A 16369-nucleotide genomic window follows, 5' to 3' on the forward strand; every position below is an offset into this window, starting at 1 on the left:
GCGGCACCTTGGGGGAGGGGTACGCCGAAGATGAGCCCTGGCACGAAACGCGGCATCCTGATCGGGAGCGCGCTGCTGGTCGTGGTGGCCGTGGTGGCCGCGTTCTTCCTGCTGAACAGCGGGAGATCGGCACCGGAGGCCGCCACCGGCGCGACCGCCGTGGAGCGCCCCGCCGCGCACGACCCGAACTCGGCGATCACCGAGTACCTGCAGGACGTTTCCGAGAACAACCCCGACGCGGCGGCCCGGCTGACCGACGACAACGCGGCGGCGGCGGTGGCCCTGCGGAGCACCCGCAACGCGCTGAACCCGTCGTCGGTGACCGCCAAGCTGACCGTCCTGCAGCCGGTGCCGGCCGGGGCGAAGCAGACGAGTGGCACGTACAGCCTGTCGTGGACGCTGAAGCCGGGTCAGGTCTGGACCTACGACGTTCCCTTCCAGCTCGCCCAGAGCGACGGGACGTGGCTGGTCCACTGGGCGCCGTCGCTGCTGCACCCGAAGCTGGAGGCGGGCCAGCGGCTGGTGGTCAGCACGGCCCCGCAGGACACGGTCGCGGTCGCCGACCGCGACGGCAAGCCGGTCGTCTTCAGCGGGCCCGCCGGCCCGCGGCTGGTGGACGGCAACCCGGCGCCCCTGCTGCGCACGGCGTTGCTGGGGCAGGTCACCGCCTCGACCGGCGGCGGCCTCGCCGTCGAGCGGCTGGACGCCGGCGGCAAGAGCGTCGAGCGGATGTTCGGGAAGGCACCCGCCGACGGGGCCAAGCCGACGGTGACGGGCCTGAGCCTGGCGGCGCAGAGCGCGGCCCAGGCCGCGGTGGACGGGTACCAGGGATCGGCCATGCTCGTCGCGCTGGACACGGGGTCGGGTGACATCCTGGCCGTCGCGCAGAACAGTGCCGCCGGGTCCTCGCCGAAGGCGCTCAGCGGCCTGTACGAGCCGGGGTCGTCGTTCAAGATCGCGACTTCGGTGGCGGCGATCCAGCAGAGCGGCCTCAACGCGGCTTCGCCGGTCGACTGCCCCGGCGTCGCGACGATCGGCACCCGGACGGTCCGGAACGAGGGCTTCGAGCTGGGCGCGACCAACCTGCAGACGGCGTTCGCGCGCTCCTGCAACACGACGTTCGGCAAGCTGGCGCTCGACCTGCCCGCGGACGGGCTGAAGAAGGCGGCCGACGAGCTCGGCCTCAACGCCGACTACGGAATCCCGGGGCTGAGCACCGAGCTGGGCAAGGTCGAGCCCGCGGCGAGCAAGGACGAGCAGGTCGAGGACGGGTTCGGCCAGGGCCGCATCCAGGTCAGCGCCCTCGGCGGCACGCTGATGGCCGCCACGGTCGCCACCGGCAAGGCGATCACCCCGAGGCTGTGGCACGACTTCGAGACCACGGTGCTCAAGGGCTACTCCCCGCCGCCGGCGCCGGTCCTCGGCCAGGTGCGGAAGCTGATGCGCGCGGTGGTGACCAGCGGCACGGGCCACGCGGCGGCCTCGGCGGGCGAGGTCTTCGGCAAGACGGGCACGGCCCAGTTCGGCGACGGCAAGCAGGCCACGGGCTGGTTCGTCGGCTACCGCGGCAGCGTCGCCTTCGCGGTGGTCCTGGAGAACTCGAACGACTCGGGCCCCGCGGTCCAGGTCGCCGCCAAGTTCCTCAAGTCCCTCTAACCCTCCGGCTCGTACCCGAAGGGTCGGCTCGCGTACCCCAACGGTCGGCTCGCGTACCCCAAGGGTCGGCCTGCGTACCCCGAGGGTCGGCTTGCGTACCCCGGGGGTCGGCTCATGTATCCCGAGGGTGGCCGGTGAGCCGACCCTCCAGGTACGCAGACCGACCGTCTGGGTACGCAGGCCGACCGTCCAGGTACGCAAGCCGACCTTCCAGGTACGCAAGCCGACCTTCCAGGTACGCAGGGCGACCCTCCGGGGACGTGGGTTGGGCGCGGTGGTTCGGCCGCGGGCGAAGTGTCGGGGTCGTAGCGTGGGGGGTATGGAGACCATCGCGCTGGCCGAGGTGGCCGCGGTGCTCGCCGATCCGAGCCGGGCCACCATGTGCCTCGTGCTGCTGGACGGGCGGGCCTGGACCGTCGGCGAGCTCGCGAAGGCCGCCGGGATCGCCCTCTCGACGGCCAGTGAACACGTCACCCGGCTGGCCGGTGCCGGCTTCGTCGCCCGGGTCAAGCAGGGGCGGGCCAGTTACGTCCGGATCGCCGACCCGCGCGTCGCCGAGCTGATCGAGCACCTGGCCCAGCACGCCGAACACCGCCCGGTGACCGGCCTGAAGTCGTCGCTGCGCGCGCGGCGGCTCGGGTTCGCGCGCACCTGCTACGACCACCTCGCCGGCGAGCTCGGCGTCGCCCTCCGCGACGGCATGCTCGCCGCCGGCCTGGTCGGCACCGCCGACGGGCTGGCGCTGACCCCGCGCGGCCGGGACGTGCTGGGGGACCTCGGCGTGCCGGTCGCCGCCGGGCGGCGGCCGCTGCTGCGCGACTGTCTGGATTGGACGGAGCGCCGCGACCACCTCGCCGGGGCGCTGCCCGCGGCGCTGCTCGAGCGGGCCGTCGACGCCGGCTGGGTGGCCACGGACGGGCACCGCGCGGTCAAGGTCTTGCCGGCCGCGGAGCAGCCGTTCGCGGCCCTCGGTGTCGATTTCGACGCGCTCAGTGGTGCCACCGCGCCTTAACACACCGGGCCTTCCGAGCCGAGCAGCGGTACACGAACGAGTTAACCCGGCCGCTTCACTATTCTGAGTGCCCCACGGCACTCGGGAGGGAGGCGGCATGGACCAGCTCCCCGTGCTGCTCGGCGTCGGCGGCATCGTGCTCCTCGCCTCCGTGCTCGCCGTGCGCGTGTCCATCCGGCTCGGCCTCCCCTCGCTGCTGCTCTACCTCGCGATGGGCGTGCTGCTCGGCGAAGCCGGCTTCGGCATCCGGTTCGACAGCCCCGAACTCACCCAGTCGCTCGGGCTCGCCGCGCTCGTCATGATCCTCGCCGAAGGCGGGCTGACCACCCGGTGGTCGGCGGTGAAACCCGCGCTGGGCACCGGAATCGCACTGTCCACAGTGGCCGTCGTGGTCAGCGTCGCGGTCACCGGCGCGGCCCTGCACTGGCTGTTGGGCCTCGACTGGCGGCTGGCGCTGCTGTGGGGCGCGGTGCTCGCCTCCACCGACGCGGCCGCGGTGTTCTCCGTCCTGCGCACCGCCGGGATCGGAAAACGGCTCACCGGCGCGCTCGAACTCGAGTCGGGCATCAACGACGCACCGGCCTACATCGCCGTCGTGGTGCTGGCCGAAGGCACCACTGTGGACTGGACGCTGCCGCTGCTGGTGCTCTACGAGCTGACCGCGGGCCTCGCCATCGGACTGGCCTTCGGCTGGCTCGGCGGCTTCGCGCTGCGCCGGGCCGCGCTGCCGGCGACCGGCCTCTACCCGCTCGCCACGGTCGCGGTGTGCGTCGTGGCGTACTCGTCCGGGCAGCTGCTGCACGCGTCCGGGCTGCTCGCCACCTACGTCGCCGCGCTGGTGCTCGGCAATTCGCGGCTGCCGCACCGGTCGGACACGCTCTCGTTCGCAGAGGGCCTGGGCTGGCTGGCGCAGATCGGGCTGTTCGTGCTGCTCGGGCTGTTCGCCTCGCCGGGGCGCCTGCTCGACGCCATCGTGCCGGGCCTGGTCGCCGGCGCCGTCGTGCTGCTGCTGGCGCGGCCGATCTCCGTCGTGGCGTCCATGCTCCCGTTCCGGCTGCCGTGGCGGGAACAGGCGTTCCTCTCGTGGGCCGGGCTGCGCGGCGCCGTGCCGATCGTGCTCGCGATGATCCCGCTGTCGCACGGCCTGCCGGGGGCGCAGCGGCTGGTCGACGCGGTGTTCGTGCTGGTCATCGTGCTGACGCTGGTTCAGGGCGCGACGCTCGGGCCGCTCGCGCGCCGCCTCGGCCTGGCCAAGAAGTCCGAGGCGCACGAGATCGAGGTCGACTCCGCGCCGCTGGACGAGCTGGGCGCCGAACTGCTGCAGGTCCGGATCCAGCCGGGGTCGAAGATGCACGGCGTGTACCTGTCCGAGCTGCGGCTGCCGGTCGGGGCGACGATCAGCCTGGTGGTCCGCGCCGGCGCGGGCTTCACGCCGCAGAAGACCAGCCGGCTGCAGGAGAACGACCAGTTGCTGGTCGTGACGACGAGCGCCGTCCGCGACGCCGTCGAGCGCCGGTTGCGCGCCGTCGACCGGGCCGGGCGCCTGGCCCGCTGGCGGGGCGAGGCCGGCCTCTGAGCACCCTCTGTGACCGGCGTCTCAGAATGTGCGACGGGGGTTGGCGGCCGGGCGCGCGTTCGGTTACCTTTCGAACCAGGTCATGAGTGCCAGCGCGAAGCCCCGGCTTGCTGGCCGGCAACCCTCCTACCGCGGTGGGGTGCCCCGGGTGAAGACCGGGCCGGTCGCGCCGTGCGACGGGCAAGCGCGGGCCCCTCGCCGGGGGTCCCCCGGATCGCCGAGGAGGCTCCCGATGACTCTCGCCATCGACCGCACCCAGCCCGAAACCGTTGCACCGCAGGAAATCCCGGGCGTCGCGGGTGCCGCGCTGCGCGTCCCGCTGGTGACCGGCGGGGACATCGGGTACGCCAACCTCGACCACGCTGCGAGCGCCCCCTGCCTCGACGCCGTCCGCGCGAAGGTCGACGAGTTCCTGCCCTGGTACGCCAGCGTCCACCGCGGGGCGGGGTTCGCCTCGCAGGTCTCCACCAAGCTCTACGAGCGCACCCGGGACGTGCTGCGCCGGTTCGTCGGTGCGCGGCGGACCGACACGGTCGTGTTCACCCGCAACACCACCGACTCCTTCAACCTCCTCGCGCGTAGCCTGCCCCGGCACACCACCGTGGTCGTGTTCGACACCGAGCACCACGCCGCCCTGCTGCCGTGGGCGGGCCCGAACGTGCGCCGGATCCCGACCCCGCGCACCCGCCTCGCCGCGGTGGCCGCGGTGGACGAAGCCCTCGCCGACGCCCCGCAGGGACCGCGGCTGGTCGTGGTCACCGGAGCGTCCAATGTGACCGGTGAGCTGCTGCCGGTGGCCGAAATCGCCGCCGTGGCGCGGAAACACGGCGCTCGTATCGCGCTCGACGCCGCCCAGCTGGCCCCGCACCGCCGGATCTCGATCAAGGACTTGGACGTCGACTACGTCGCCCTGTCCGGCCACAAGCTGTACGCGCCCTTCGGCGCGGGTGCGCTGATCGGCCGCGCCGACTGGCTGCGCGCGGCCCGCCCGTACCTCGCCGGGGGCGGCGCGACCAAGCTCGTCACCGAAGACGCCGTCGTCTGGAACACCGGGCCGGAGCGCCACGAAGCCGGCTCGCCCAACACCGTCGGCGTGTACGCGCTCGGCGTCGCGTGCGAAACGCTGAGCCGCAACTGGGACGCGGTCGTGGCGCACGAACAGGCCCTGCTCACCCGGCTGCGCAAGGGGCTGGAGAGCATCCCGGGCTGCGCCGAACTGCGGCTGTTCGACGCACCGGTCGACCGCGTGGGCACCCTCAGCTTCGTCGTCGACGGCTTCGACCCGGGCTGGCTCGCGGCGGTGCTGTCGGCCGAGTACGGCATCGGCGTCCGCGACGGCGCCTTCTGCGCCCACATCGCGGCGAAGCGGCTGATCGGCGTCACCGGCGGCGACGGGCAGCAGGCCGTCCGCGTCAGCCTCGGCCTCGGCAGCACCGAGGAGCACGTCGACCGCGTGCTCCTGGCCCTGCGGCAGATCGTCGCCCGCGGAGCCCGCTGGGAGTACGCGAAAGTGGACGGCCGCTGGGCGCCGGTCGGCGACCCGCGGGAGCTGCCGCCCTTCTGCTGAGCGCTAGCCTGGGCCGATGGGGAGAGGGCCGCGTATCTGGCTTCCGCTGGCGTTGCTGGGTTTCGCCGAAGTCGGCCTGGCCGCGGCGCGGCTGCTGGCCCGCCGCAGCCGGGCCGAGGACGAGGCCGCGAACCTCCTCCTCCGCCCGGCGGTCCCGGCCGGGCCGACCTACGGCTACGCACAGTTCCTGACCCAGGAAGACTTCTACTCGGGCGGCGCGGACCTGCCCGCCGGACCGGCGTGGCTGGTCGCGCTCGGCGTGGTCGTCCTCGGCACGGCGGTCTGGTACGCGTTCGCGCTGCGGCCCGTCCGCACCGGGCGGTTCGTCCTCGGCACGATCGGCGTGCTGCTCGCCCTCCCGCTGCTCGACCTGGTCGGTTCGTGGCAGTTCCGGCTCGGCGACGGCCTGCGTGGCCCGCTCCTGGCCACTCTCGGGTTGCTGCTGCTCGCCGCGTACGAACGCAGCCGGTTCGTCCTGCTGACGGCGGCCGGTTTCGCCCTGGTCGCGGTGGTGCTTTCGGCCGACGTCGTGGGCGTGCTCGGCTCGGCGATGCTCCTGCTCGCGGCCGCGTTCACCGCCCTGTTGCGCCGACCGCCCGAGACCCAGCCGTGATCGGGAGTCCGCGGCGCTGCTGATGGTGACGGTCGAACAGGTCCCGGACGATGTGTCCACCGCGTGGTGCTCGCCGAGGCCGCCCGGTACCGGCTGAAGCTGCGCCGCTGGTTCCCGCGGCCTCAGTGTTCGCGCTGGTCAAGACGGTGTTTATGCCCCCCGTGCCCGGCGCGCTCGCGGCTGCGGGCGGCTGCCTTCGCCGTGCTCCCGCGCCCGCGGCCGGACGGGCCCGCCGCGGCCTGAGCTGCACCGTGGACAATGGACCGGTGAGCACCGAGCCCAGCCACTCCGAACCCGACACCGCCGCCCCCGCCGACGCGGTGCCCGACCCGGCCGCCGACGCCCCCGAAAACCCGGAGGTCCCGGCGAAGCCGCTGCTGCCGAAGCGGCGGGTCGGCTGGGTGTTCGCGGTCGCCGTCGTGTTCTGGGCGATCGACCTGGTGACGAAGAACCTGGTCGTCGCCAACCTGGAAGGCAAGGAGCCGGTCAAGGTCCTCGGCGGCCTGATCTACTTGCAGGTGATCCGCAACCCCGGCGCCGCGTTCTCGATGGCCACCGGCATGACGTGGGTGCTCGCCCTGGTCGCGCTGGCCGTGGTCATCGCGATCATCTGGCTGTCGCGGCGGCTGCGTTCGCTCGGCTGGGCGATCGGCCTCGGCCTGGTGCTCGCCGGCGCCACCGGCAACCTGACCGACCGCATCTTCCGGCCGCCGGGCGCGCTGCAGGGCCACGTCGTCGACTTCATCTCGGCCTTCGCCCCGAACGGCAAGGGCTTCGCGATCTTCAACATCGCCGACTCCGCCATCTGCGTCGGCGGCGCCCTGATCGTGCTGCTGTCCCTGCTGGGCAAGGACTACGACGGCACGTCGACCAAGGACAAGAAGAAGGCCGGGCAGACGCCGGAGGAGCAGGCGTGAACTCGCGGATGCTCCCGGTGCCCGACGGGCTCGACGGCATGCGGGTCGACGCCGGCCTCGCCAAGCTGCTCGGGCTGTCCCGCACGGTCGTCGCCGAACTCGCCGAAGCCGGCGACGTGCTGCTCGACGGCCGTCCCGCGGGCAAGTCCGACCGCCTCTCCGGCGGTGGCCTGCTGGAGATCACCCTGCCGGAGCCGTCGAACCCGGTCGAGGTCGTCGCGCAGCCGGTCGACGGCATGCAGATCCTGCACGACGACGACGACATCGTGGTGATTTCGAAGCCGGTCGGCGTCGCGGTGCACCCGAGCCCGGGCTGGACCGGCCCGACGGTCGTCGGCGGCCTCGCCGCGGCCGGCCTGCGCATCGCGACTTCGGGCGCGGCCGAGCGCCAGGGCGTGGTCCACCGGCTCGACGCGGGCACCACCGGCGTGATGGTGGTGGCCAAGAGCGAGCACGCCTACACCGTGCTGAAGCGCGCGTTCAAGGAGCGCACGGTCGACAAGGGCTACCACGCGATCGTGCAGGGCCACCCGGACCCGATGCGCGGCACGATCGACGCCCCGATCGACCGCCACCCGCGCCACGACTACAAGTTCGCCGTCGTCCAGGGCGGCCGCCCGAGCGTGACGCACTACGAGGTCGTCGAGGCGTTCCGGGCGGCGTCGCTCGCGCACATCAAGCTCGAAACCGGGCGCACGCACCAGATCCGCGTCCACTTCTCGGCGCTGCGACACCCCTGTGTGGGTGACCTGACCTACGGCGCCGACCCGGTGCTGGCCCGCCACCTCGGGCTCAGCCGGCAGTGGCTGCACGCGAAGACCCTGGCGTTCGCGCACCCGGCGGACGGCCGCTGGGTCGAGTTCGAGTCGGAGTACCCGGAAGACCTGGCGAAGGCCCTCGAAATCCTGCGCGAGGAAAGCTACTAGTCCTCGATCGCCCAGGTCAGCGTGCGCTCGTCGGGCTCCGGCCGCGGGCTCCAGCGCACCGAGACCACGCGCGTGGCGTCCGGCAGGACGTAGACCGTGTGGCCGCCCAGCGTCTCGCCCGGTGCGACGCCGATCTTGTGCGGCGGCCGGGACGTCAGCGACACCGGCGCCTTGGCGATCGCCCGGCCGTCGGCGGCGAGCAGTTCGAGGTAGTTGTCCGGCAGTGACGCGAACGGCATCGGCCCGCGGTTGGTGATCTCGGTGTGCACCACCACCGCGCGTTCGCCGTCCTCCAGGCGGTACCCGGCCGCGCTGAAGAGGTAGTCGGCCGGGTCCTGGACCTCGAGCAGCTGCACCGACAGCTGCTCGCCCTCCAGGCCCTGGGTCTCCATGACCTGACCGAGCCTGCCCTGCTTGCCGCCCGGGGGCCCGCTGGGCCGGGGTTCGTCGCCGCGGGCCCACGACGCCGTCTGCGGGACGCCCCACGTGCTCACGGCCGGGTCGAGCGGCACCGGCGGCGGGCCGGGCCGGGGTGGGAAGGGCGGCTGCTGCGGCGGGCCGGGGTAGCGGCCGGACGGCGTCCCCTGGACGTGGTGCGGCCCGGAGGGAGGGCCCTGGACGCTGTAGGGCCCCGAGGGTGCGCCTTGCACGGTGTACGGCCCCGAGGCTGCGCCTTGCACGGTGTACGGCCCGGAGGGTGCGCCCTGGACGTTGTGCGGCCCAGACGGGACCCCTTGGACGTTGTGCGGCCCCGAAGGCGTCCCCGGAACGGGCGGCGGCATGGGCGGGCAGGGCTGCTGCGGCACCGGCTGCGACGGCGGCGGGAACTGCTGCGGCGGCCGGTTCGCCCACGACGGCGGGGCGCCGGCGATGGCCGCGCGCAGGCCGTTCGGGTCGCTTTCGACGCCGACGAGCAGCGGGAGCCCGCTGCCGGAGAGGGCGACCAGCCGGTAGGCGACCTCGCGGGGATCCATGCCGACCTTGGCCGCCAGCTCGTGCACCGCCACCTTGCCGAAGTCGGCGAGCGCGGCGAGCAGGCGGATGTCGACGGGATCGGTCACGGCCACCCCTCGAACGCTACCGCTTCGCCGATCCGCGCTGCCGGATGCCGTCCGCCCCCGGCGAACGGCTCGGCGTTTCTGTCGGTGATCTCCGTTAGGGTCGGCCGTGAGCACATCAGCCGAAGCTGGGGGTCCTGCCATGACCGCGGTCACCGAACTCGCCGACGAGTTCGTCGAAGCGCTCTTCGCCGCCGATCCGCTGACGCCGGCGCTGCTGGGCGTCCGGACGGCGGAGCCCGGTCTGGCGGACCTGTCCGCCGAGGCCGAGCGCGCGTTCCGGGCGCGGCTGTCGGGGTTCCTCGAGCGGGCCCGCGCGCTGGTGGACGGCGACCTTTCGGCCGAGGACCGCGTCACGCGCGAAGTCCTGATCACCACGGCCGAAAACCGCATCGCGGCGATCGACAGCCGGATGGCCGAGTTCACCGTCACCGACCTCTCCGTCGGCGTCGCGGCCGGCCTGCTCATGGCGCTGCCGATGACGACGGTCACGGCGGGCGAGGCGGCGGAGGCCCAGCTCGGCCGGCTGGCCGCGATCCCGGAGCACCTGCGCCAGGCGGCGCGCCGGCACGCCGAAGGCATCGCCGACGGCCTGCTCCCGGTGGCCCACCTGGTCGACGCCGCGGTCGCGCACCTCGACCGCTACCTCGCCGACGCCGACGCGGACCCGCTGCGCCGCCAGCCTGCCCCGGACGAGGAGTTCGGGCGGCGGCGCGAAGAACTGCTCGCCGACGTCGTCCGGCCGGCCTTCGCCGAGTACCGCGAGTTCCTCGTCACCGAGGTCAAGCCGCACGGGCGGCCCGCGGACCGGCCCGGCCTCTCGTGGCTGCCGGGCGGCGCCGAGACCTACGCGAGCCTGGCGCGGATGCACACGACCACCGAGCTCACGCCGGAGGAGCTGCACCGGATCGGCCTCGAGACGATCGAGGCGCTCGCCGTCGAGTACCGCGAGCTGGGGCGGAAGGTGTACGGCACCGACGACCTCGCGGAGATCTTCACGCGCCTGCGCACCGACCCCGAGCTGCGCTGGCGCAGTGCCGGGGAACTGCTGGAGACCGCCCGTACGGCCGTCGCCCGGGCGGCCGCCGAGGCGCCGAAGTGGTTCGGCCGGATCCCGGAACAGCAGTGCACGGTCGAAGCGGTGCCCGCGGAGGTCGCGCCCGGCGCGCCCGCGGCGTACTACCTGCGCCCGGCCGCCGACGGCTCGCGGCCGGGGATCTACTTCGCGAACACCCACGAAGCCACCGAGCGGTTGCGGCACATGGCCGAGACGACCGCGTTCCACGAAGCCGTGCCGGGGCACCACTTCCAGCTCAGCATCGCGCAGGGGCTCACCGAGCTGCCGCTGCTGCGGCGGATCGGCATGTTCAACGCGTACATCGAAGGCTGGGGGCTCTACAGCGAGCGCCTCGCCGACGAAATGGGCCTCTACTCCGACGACGTCGCCCGGCTCGGCATGCTGGCCGGCGACTCGCTGCGGGCGGGCCGGCTGGTGGTCGACACCGGCCTGCACGCGCTCGGGTGGAGCCGTCAGCAGGCGATCGACTACCTGCTGGAGCACACGCCGGAGGCACGCGCCGAGGCCGAGACCGAGGTCGACCGCTACATCGCGTGGCCGGGCCAGGCACTCGGGTACCTGGTGGGGCGCCGGGAGATCCAGCGCGCCCGGACCCGCGCCGAGCAGCGGCTCGGCTCGCGGTTCGACGTCCGCGCGTTCCACGACCTCGTGCTGGCCGGCGGGCCGCTGCCGCTGTCGGTGCTCGCCACGGTCGTCGACGAGTGGGTGGCCGGGCACGGCGACACGGTCGACGGCTTGGCGGGCGAGCTCGTCGAGCTGTCCTTCGACCAGGAGCCGCTGAACCCGTCGGTGCTCGGCCTGCCGGGCGACCACGACCGGCTCGCCGACCAGACGCGGGCGGCGCAGGAGCGTTTCCGGGCCGCGTACCGCGCCCTCGCGGCCCGGGCGCGAGCGCTGGCCACCGATGGCCTGACGCCGGAGGAAGCGGTGACGCGCGAGGTCGTCATCGCCGCCGCCGAGGTCGAGGCCGACAGGCTGGGCGCGCGCAGCGCCGACCTCGCGGTCAGCGACGGGCTGACCGCGCCCGCGCTCGGGCTGCTGATGTACCTGCCGTACTACCAGCTGGACGACGAAACGAAGGCGCGCGGCTACCTGGCGCGGCTCGCCGCGATCGAGCCGTTCCTCGCCGAGCTGACCGAGCGGCAGCGCGAGAGCTTGGCCGAAGGGCTGGCGCCGCCGGCGTACCTGGCCCGCGTCGGCGTCGAGTACATCGAGCGCTACCTCGCCGCGCCGGACACCGACCCGCTGAAGGTGGGCACGACCGCGGCCGTCGAGGGCTTCGAGGCCGAGCGCGACAGGCTGCTCGCCGAGGTCGTCCACCCGGCGTACGCGCGGTACCGCGACTTCCTGCGGGCCGAGGTGGAGCCGGCCGGGCGGCCCGACACGGCACCGGGCATCTCCCACGTGCCGGGCGGGGCCGAGCGGTACGCCGCCCTGATCCGCGCGGAGACGACCACCGAGCGCACGGCGCAGGAGCTGCACGAGACCGGGCTGGCGCTGATCGAGCAGCTCGCGGGGGAGTACCGCGAGCTGGGCGCGAAGGTGTTCGGCACCACGGAACTCCCCGAGATCTTCGAGCGCCTGCGCACCGATCCGGCGTTGCGCTGGCGGGACGGCGAGGAGCTGCTCTCCGCGGCGCGGGAAGCCATCGCCCGCGCGGAAGCCGTTGCCCCGCAATGGTTCTCGCGCATCCCGGCGGAGAAGTGCGAGGTCGCGCCGGTGCCGGAGGCCGACGCGGCCAGCGGCACGATCGCGTACTACCTCCAGCCGTCGCTGGACGGCACGCGTCCGGGCACGTACTACGCGAACACCCACGAAGCCGACAAGCGGCCGCGGTTCACCAGTGAGGCGATCGCCTTCCACGAAGCCGTGCCGGGGCACCACTTCCAGCTCAGCCTGGCCCAGGAACTGCGGGACCTGCCGCTGCTGCGGCGGATCGGCATGTTCAACGCCTACGCCGAAGGCTGGGGCCTCTACGCCGAGCGGCTCGCGGACGAGATGGGTCTGTACTCCGACGACGTGTCGCGGCTGGGCATGCTGACGCAGGACTCGATGCGGGCGGGCCGGCTGGTGGTCGACACCGGGCTGCACGCGCTCGGGTGGAGCCGGCAGCAGGCGGTCGACTTCCTGGTCGAGAACACGCCGATGGCGCGGCTGGAGATCGAAGCCGAAATCGACCGGTACATCAGCTGGCCAGGGCAGGCGCTCGGCTACATGGTGGGCCGCTTGGAGATCCAGCGGTTGCGGGCCGAGGCCGAGGAGGCGCTCGGCGAGGCGTTCGACATCCGCGGGTTCCACGAAGTCGTGCTGGGCCACGGCATGCTGCCGCTGTCCGCCCTGGCGAAGGTGGTCACCGACTGGGTGGCCGGCCGGCTCGACACCCCCCGCCGGCTCGCCGACGAGCTCGTGGCGCTCAACTTCGAGCGGCAGCCGATGTACCCGTCGGTGTTCGGACTGCCCGGGGAGCACGACCGGCTGCCCGATCCGAGCGCGGAGGCCGAAGCCCGGTTGCGGGCCGGGTACGCGGCGATCGCCGCGCGCGCCGAGGCGCTCGACCCCGCCGGGCTGCCGTCGGCCGAGCGCGTCACCCGGGACGTCGTGGTTTCCCAGGCGAAGACGGCGATCGACGAGATCGACTCCGGCCGCACCGACCTCGCGGTCAGCGACGGGCTCGCCGCGCCCGCGTTGCAGCTGCTGCTCTACCTGCCCCAGACGGTGCTGGACGACGAGCCGAAGGTCCGCGGCTACCTGCGCCGGCTGGCCGGCGTCGGGGACTACCTCGACAGTCTGATCGCCCGTCAGCGCGCGGCGGCGGCGGAAGGCCTGGTGCCGCCCGGTTTCCTGGTGCGCATCGGCATCGACTACGTCGACCGCTACCTCGCCGCGCCGGAAAGCGACCCGCTGCGCGTGACACCGCCGTATGCGCTCGACGGCTTCGAGGCCGAGCGCGACCGCTTGCTCGAAGAGGTCGTCCGGCCCGCGTACGCGCGGTATCGCGCGTTCCTGGCCGACGAAGTCGCGCCGGTGGCCCGGCCGGAGACGTCGCCGGGCATCGGTGCGCTGCCGGGTGGGGCCGAGCGGTACGCCGCGCTGATCCGCGCCGAGACGACGACCGAGCGCACCGCGCAGGACCTCCACGAAACCGGGCTGGCGCTGATCGAGCGGCTCGCGGGGGAGTACCGCGAACTGGGCGGGAAGCTGTTCGGCACCACGGATCTCGCGGAAATCTTCGACCGCATCCGGACCGACCCGGCGCTGCGCTGGCGGGACGGCGAAGAGCTGCTGGCCGGCGCCCGGGCCGCCATCACCCGCGCGGAAGCCGTGGCCGGGCAGTGGTTCTCGCGGGTGCCGGAGCAGCAGTGCCAGGTCAAGCCGGTACCGGCGGCCGAGGCGGCCAGCGGCACGATCGCGTACTACCTGCGGCCGTCGCTCGACGGCACGCGCCCGGGCGTCTACTACGCGAACACCCACGAGGCGGAGAAGCGGCCGCGGTTCACCAGCGAGGCCGTTGCCTTCCACGAGGCCGTGCCGGGGCACCACTTCCAGCTGTGCCTCGCCCAGGACCTCGGCGACCTGCCGCTGCTGCGCCGGATCGCGCACGTGAACGCGTACGCCGAGGGCTGGGGGCTGTACGCCGAGCGGCTGGCCGACGAGATGGGCCTGTACTCCGACGACGTGTCGCGGCTGGGCATGCTGACGCAGGACTCGATGCGGGCCGGGCGGCTGGTCGTCGACACGGGCCTGCACGCGCTCGGGTGGAGCCGGCAGCAGGCGGTCGACTACCTCGCCGAGCACACGCCGATGGCGCGGCTGGAGATCGAGGCGGAAATCGACCGGTACGCGGCCAATCCGGGGCAGGCCCTCGGCTACATGGTGGGGCGGCTGGAGATCCAGCGGCTGCGCGACGAAGCCGAGCGGGCGCTGGGCGAAGCCTTCGACGTCCGCGAGTTCCACGATGTCGTGCTGGGCAGCGGAACCCTGCCACTGCCGGTGCTCTCCGGCGTCGTCGCCGACTGGGTGGCGCAGCGCCGGGACACGCCCGCGAAGCTGGCCGACGAGTGCCTGGAGCTGATGTTCGAGGCACAGCCGCTGTTCCCGTCCCTGTACGGCCTGCCGGGCACGCACGACAAGCTCGCCGACCAGACCGCCGAGGCGGCCGCCCGGTTCCGCGCCGGGCTGGCCGATCTCGTCGCGCGGGCGGAGGCGATCGACGCCGCCGGACTGGCGCCGGCCGACCGCGTCACGCGGGACGTCGTGACCTGGCAGGCGCGCACCCAGATCGACGTGCTCGACTCCGGCCGGGCCGACATCGCGGTGAGCGACGGGCTGGCCGCACCGGCCCTCGAGCTGCTGATGTCGCTGCCGCAGACGATCCTCGACGACGACGTCAAGGCGCGTGGCTACCTGAGCAGGCTCGGCGCGATCGGCACGTACCTGGACCAGCTGATCGAGCGGCAGCGGGCGGCGCTCGCGGCGGGCCTGACCCCGCCGGAGTTCCTGGCGCGCATCGGCGTCGGCTACGTCGAGCGGTACCTCGCCGCGCCGGAGAACGACCCGCTGAAGGTGCCGGTCCGCGGGCTCGAAGCCGAGCGTGACCGGCTGCTGGCCGAGGTCGTGCGGCCGGCGTACCGGCGCTACCGGGACTTCCTGGCCGACGAGGTGATCCCGGTGGGCAGGCCCGAGACGTCGCCGGGCCTCGGCGACCTGCCGGGCGGCGCCCAGCGCTACGCGGCCCTGATCCGCGCCGAGACGACGACCGAGCGCACGCCGCAGGACCTGCACGACACCGGCCTGGCGATCATCGGGCGGCTGGCGGAGGAGTACCGCGAGCTGGGCGCCGAGCTGTTCGGCACGACCGACCTCGCGCAGATCTTCGAGCGGATCCGCACGGACCCGGCCCTGCGCTGGCGGGACGGCGACGAACTGCTGGAATCGGCCCGGGCGACGATCAGGCGGGCGGAAGCCGTGGCACCGCAGTGGTTCTCCCGCGTACCGGAGCAGCAGTGCCAGGTCGCCCCGGTCCCCGACGCGGAGGCCGAAAGCGGCTCGATCGCCTACTACATCGAGCCGTCGCTGGACGGTTCGCGGCCGGGCACGTACTACGCCAACACGCGCGAGGCGGACCAGCGGCAGCGCACGCTGAGCGAGTCGGTGGCGTTCCACGAGGCGGTACCGGGCCACCACTTCCAGCTGACGCTCGCCCAGCAGCTGACCGACGTGCCGTTGCTGCGCCGCATCGGCCTCTTCAACGCGTTCTGCGAAGGCTGGGGCCTGTACGCCGAGCGCCTGGCGGACGAAATGGGCCTGTACTCGGACAGCACGGCCCGCCTCGGCCTGCTGACCCAGGATTCGATGCGCGCGGCCCGCCTGGTGGTGGACACGGGCCTGCACGCACTGGGCTGGAGCCGGCAGCAGGCGGTGGACTACCTGGTCGAGAACACCCCGATGGCCCAGATCGAGATCGAGGCGGAGATCGACCGCTACGCGGGCCACCCGGGCCAGGCACTCGGCTACATGGTGGGCCGCCTGGAGATCGAGCGGCTGCGCGCGGAGGCCGAGCGCGAGCTGGGCGACCGGTTCGACATCCGCGAGTTCCACGACACGGTGCTGGGCAGCGGAACCCTGCCGCTGCCGGTGCTGGCGGACGTGGTGGCCGACTGGGTGGCAACCCGTGCGGCCGAGTGACACCACGAGCCGGGCGTTCCGCAGCGGGCGGCCGGGCGCGCGGCGGAGGGCGGCCGGGACCGAGCGGCCGGGCGACGATGCCCAGCGATCGCGGAGGGCAGCCGGGCGGCCTACAGAGGCACCGAGTGTTGGCGGCAGGCAGTCGGCCAAGCCGGGCGAACCGGCGCAGGCGGCGGCCCGCGAGCCGCGCGCGGCGAAGCGCGCCGGCGACCGACCCCGCCCGCCCGCGCCACCGCTCTACCTGACCGCCGTAGCCGACCACTCGGCGGCGTGAGCCGCCC

The 16369-nt window shown here is 73.7% G+C and carries 9 protein-coding genes and 1 riboswitch; of the genes, 8 read left to right on the plus strand and 1 reads right to left on the minus strand.

Annotated elements, in window-relative coordinates; genetic code table 11:
- Window positions 1-30: 30 nt before the first annotated feature.
- The 7 genes from ACLJPY_RS25450 to ACLJPY_RS25480 all read left to right on the plus strand — a co-directional run bounded on the left by ACLJPY_RS25450 (window position 31) and on the right by ACLJPY_RS25480 (window position 8267).
- Window positions 31-1656 carry a penicillin-binding transpeptidase domain-containing protein gene (locus ACLJPY_RS25450; protein WP_410592072.1) on the plus strand — a complete coding sequence of 542 codons (1626 nt, stop codon included), beginning with the start codon at window positions 31-33 and terminating at the stop codon, window positions 1654-1656.
- Between the two features lie 319 nt (window positions 1657-1975).
- Entirely contained in the window at window positions 1976-2668 is a 693-nt protein-coding gene (locus ACLJPY_RS25455) for an ArsR/SmtB family transcription factor (RefSeq protein WP_410592073.1), read from the plus strand.
- Window positions 2669-2765: 97 nt separating this feature from the next.
- Window positions 2766-4244: a potassium/proton antiporter gene (locus ACLJPY_RS25460; RefSeq protein WP_410592075.1), complete on the plus strand. Its 1479-nt coding sequence runs from the start codon at window positions 2766-2768 to the stop codon at window positions 4242-4244.
- A 78-nt stretch (window positions 4245-4322) separates the two neighbouring features.
- A riboswitch (SAM riboswitch) is annotated at window positions 4323-4437 on the plus strand.
- 39 nt (window positions 4438-4476) lie between these two features.
- Window positions 4477-5811 (plus strand): aminotransferase class V-fold PLP-dependent enzyme, encoded by a 1335-nt coding sequence (locus ACLJPY_RS25465; RefSeq protein WP_410592077.1) that lies wholly within the window; start codon window positions 4477-4479, stop codon window positions 5809-5811.
- Between the two features lie 16 nt (window positions 5812-5827).
- Window positions 5828-6424 (plus strand): hypothetical protein, encoded by a 597-nt coding sequence (locus ACLJPY_RS25470; RefSeq protein WP_410592079.1) that lies wholly within the window; start codon window positions 5828-5830, stop codon window positions 6422-6424.
- A 320-nt stretch (window positions 6425-6744) separates the two neighbouring features.
- A complete protein-coding gene (gene lspA, locus ACLJPY_RS25475; RefSeq protein WP_410592470.1) occupies window positions 6745-7341 on the plus strand; it encodes a signal peptidase II in 597 nt (198 codons plus the stop codon).
- Window positions 7338-8267: an RluA family pseudouridine synthase gene (locus tag ACLJPY_RS25480; RefSeq protein ID WP_410592081.1), complete on the plus strand. Its 930-nt coding sequence runs from the start codon at window positions 7338-7340 to the stop codon at window positions 8265-8267. Before lspA ends, ACLJPY_RS25480 begins: the two co-directional genes overlap by 4 nt.
- On the opposite strand, the gene ACLJPY_RS25485 is transcribed toward ACLJPY_RS25480, so the two are convergent.
- Window positions 8264-9334: an AsnC family protein gene (locus tag ACLJPY_RS25485; RefSeq protein ID WP_410592082.1), complete on the minus strand. Its 1071-nt coding sequence runs from the start codon at window positions 9332-9334 to the stop codon at window positions 8264-8266. The genes ACLJPY_RS25480 and ACLJPY_RS25485 overlap by 4 nt on opposite strands.
- 133 nt (window positions 9335-9467) lie before the next feature.
- Between ACLJPY_RS25485 and ACLJPY_RS25490 the strand changes: the two genes are divergently transcribed.
- Entirely contained in the window at window positions 9468-16088 is a 6621-nt protein-coding gene (locus ACLJPY_RS25490) for a DUF885 domain-containing protein (RefSeq protein ID WP_410592084.1), read from the plus strand.
- The last annotated feature ends 281 nt before the right edge of the window (window positions 16089-16369 follow it).

It is taken from the genome of Amycolatopsis sp. lyj-23 (assembly GCF_046549135.1).
Lineage (GTDB): Bacteria > Actinomycetota > Actinomycetes > Mycobacteriales > Pseudonocardiaceae > Amycolatopsis.

Excerpts from the sequence above, each read along its gene's own strand:
- ACLJPY_RS25490 (WP_410592084.1), top strand. The coding sequence starts at position 9,468 with ATGACCGCGGTCACCGAACTCGCCGACGAGTTCGTCGAAGCGCTCTTC.
- ACLJPY_RS25460 (WP_410592075.1), top strand. The coding sequence starts at position 2,766 with ATGGACCAGCTCCCCGTGCTGCTCGGCGTCGGCGGCATCGTGCTCCTC.
- ACLJPY_RS25470 (WP_410592079.1), top strand. The coding sequence starts at position 5,828 with ATGGGGAGAGGGCCGCGTATCTGGCTTCCGCTGGCGTTGCTGGGTTTC.
- ACLJPY_RS25450 (WP_410592072.1), top strand. The coding sequence starts at position 31 with ATGAGCCCTGGCACGAAACGCGGCATCCTGATCGGGAGCGCGCTGCTG.
- ACLJPY_RS25455 (WP_410592073.1), top strand. The coding sequence starts at position 1,976 with ATGGAGACCATCGCGCTGGCCGAGGTGGCCGCGGTGCTCGCCGATCCG.
- ACLJPY_RS25465 (WP_410592077.1), top strand. The coding sequence starts at position 4,477 with ATGACTCTCGCCATCGACCGCACCCAGCCCGAAACCGTTGCACCGCAG.